Origin of the sequence: Spirosoma sp. (assembly GCF_048594605.1) — a bacterium.
GTDB lineage: Bacteria > Bacteroidota > Bacteroidia > Cytophagales > Spirosomataceae > Spirosoma.
On record NZ_JBMDWV010000014.1, the window covers coordinates 1 to 2,801 of the forward strand.

Below are 2,801 nucleotides of genomic sequence, written 5' to 3' on the forward strand. Positions count from 1 at the left end.
CGAAAATGACACCCGAGCGGCTCTGTTAGGTGAATGGCAGCACGGCAGCGGACGCGGTTATGACAACGTCGTGCTGATGACACTTGGTACCGGAATCGGCACCTCGGCAGTCATCGAAGGTCGGCTATTGCGCGGCAAGCACTTCCAGGCGGGCATTCTGGGAGGGCATTTTATCCAGAACACTCAGGGTAACCGGTGCAACTGCGGGGCCGTGGGCTGTGCAGAAGCCGAAGCCTCAACCTGGAGTTTAGCCGAGCGGGCAACGACCCACGCAACGTACGCCCAGAGTATGCTTTGCCGGTATGACACGGTCGATTACGAGGCCGTTTTCCGCTGTGCCGAACCGGGCGATGTGCTGGCCGTCACCCTGCGGGAGCAAAGCATCGCGATCTGGGCGGCCTGTGCCTATAACCTGGTGCAGGCCTACGATCCGGACGTACTCATTTTAGGGGGCGGGGTGATGGCCAGTCACGACGCCATTATCCCCCCAATCCAACACCGCCTGAATCAAAATGCCTGGGCCACGTGGGGGAAGGTGGCCGTTGTAGCCAGTCAATTAGCGGATTCAGCAGCTCTGTTAGGAGCTGCTCATTTAGTATACAATTCTGAATTATGACCATTCAAACACAATCGACTTTTGACAAATATCCGGCTATCTCTGTAGAAGGCGAAACGTGCCGGACGGGTTGGAAAGCCATTGCCAGCTCCCTGCACCAGCACATTCAGGCAATAGGGAAACCAAAAACTATCGTAGTGGTGGATACGTATCTGGGCGTCTACACCGACGAAGTCATTTCAGGCTTATCTACCCTGTCGGATCAGCTAACGGTCATTGAAACGGGTCGCGCCCTCCGCAGTCCGGGCGAGATCGATGAGCTGGTTAACGACTTCGTGACGGATGACCCGGTATTTGGCTACATATGTCCGTTCGAGTTGTCCCGTTTTTATGACGAAGCCAAACTAGTTACCTGCCAGCAAACCATTCAGGCTGTTACCGAAGACGTAGTGCTGGTGGTTGGGATCGGGGCCGCGCTGTTCGTAGATCAACCGGACTTATTAGTTTATGTTGACATGCCCCGGTGGGAAATTCAGCTTCGGTTCCGGCAAAACCGGGTAAATAATCTGGGGGCTCAGAATGCGGATGCGGTCTTTGCGTACCAGTACAAACGGGCTTTCTACGTGGACTGGAAGGTGCTGGATCGGCACAAGAAAAGCTTCATGGAACGCTGGGATTACGTCATTGACACCACGCGGGAAGACACGCCCAGGATCATCAGCGGAACGACCCTACAAAAAGCGATGGCGCTCACCGTTCAGCGGCCTTTTCGGGTAGTTCCGTTCTTCGATCCGGGCCCGTGGGGTGGACAATGGCTGAAAGAGATTTGCGATCTGGACCGGTCGGCGGTTAATTATGCCTGGGGATTTGATTGCGTTCCTGAAGAAAACAGCCTGCTTTTTGACTTTAACGGCGAAACGTTCGAAATTCCGTCAATTGACGTGGTTTTCAGCCATCCAGTTGAGTTATTGGGAGAGCCCGTATATGCCGCGTTTGGTGCTGAGTTTCCGATCCGGTTCGATTTTCTGGATACCATCGAGGGCGGCAACCTAAGCTTACAGGTGCATCCCCTGCACGAGTACATCCGGGAGCAGTTCGGGATGCCCTACACCCAGAACGAAAGTTATTATTTTCTGGAAGCGAAGGAAGACGCCTGTGTATATCTGGGCCTGAAAGAAGCTATCCACCCAGCCGAGATGATTACCGATCTGGAGAAAGCGCAGGAAGGTGAGACTCATTTTGACGCTGAGCGCTACGTTGAAAAGTGGCCGATCAAAAAGCACGATCACGCCCTGATTCCCGCCGGGACGGTTCACTGTTCGGGGGCCAACAGCGTCGTGCTGGAAATCAGCGCAACCCCATTCAACTTCACGTTCAAGCTCTGGGATTGGGGCCGAACAGGATTAGACGGCAAGCCCCGACCTATTTCTCTGGAACACGGCAAAAAGAACATTCAATGGGACCGGACAACGCAGTGGACCGAATCGAATCTGCTGAATCAAATTCAAGAGATTGGGCGCGGTGATGGTTGGCGGGAGGAGCGTACGGGCCTGGATAAAGATTCGTTCATTGAAACCCGTCGACACTGGTTTTCGAAGGCGGTTATGCACCATACGCAGGGCGTCGTCAACGTCATCAACCTGATCGAAGGCGATGAAGCCGTGGTAGAAAGTCCATCGGATGCGTTCGAACCGTTCATTGTGCACTACGCCGAAACGTTCATTGTCCCAGCTGCCGTGGGTACTTACACGATTAGGCCTTCCGGAGTCAGCGAAGGGCGGGAAGTCGGGACGTTGAAGGCTTATATCCGAGCCGACAAATTAACTGACAATGCCTTGAAATAAGCATTTATGTAGCCTGAAAGGCAGCTTATTGATTTTAGGCTTATATTGTTAGCTACCTGATTTATAAACAGACCGGCCGTAAGGAAAGTAGCCTGGCGATCGGTCTGTCCGGTTTTATGCGTTCTGTTAAGGATTTTAGACAATTATTTTTAGATATGTTACGATCAACTCAATTTAGAATTGAGTTGATCGTGAGGGAGTGGCTATAAACTCAGGAATCATCGGTTCCATATGCTAAAGATTGGTGTTGACTGACGGTTGTTAAAAAATAATCGTCTCAGAAAAACGCTCGAATAATTTATGGACAAGCCAGGTTAGAGATCAGTCAATCCAGGGTACTACCTAGCAACTGCTTAGCCATAAACCAGGCCATAAGCGCATCTGACCGATTCAACCAAGTC

At 52.1% G+C, this 2,801-nt stretch carries 2 protein-coding genes; both read left to right on the forward strand.

Annotated features, from left to right (window positions below; all coding sequences use genetic code 11):
- Positions 1 to 616 (forward strand): ROK family protein (locus tag ACOJS8_RS00635; protein ID WP_420146595.1); only part of this gene is annotated, 616 nt, incomplete at its 5' end.
- Positions 613 to 2,400, forward strand: a complete 1,788-nt coding sequence (locus ACOJS8_RS00640) for a class I mannose-6-phosphate isomerase (protein WP_420146596.1) — start codon at positions 613 to 615, stop codon at positions 2,398 to 2,400. The genes ACOJS8_RS00635 and ACOJS8_RS00640, both read left to right, overlap by 4 nt.
- Positions 2,401 to 2,801 lie beyond the last annotated feature (401 nt).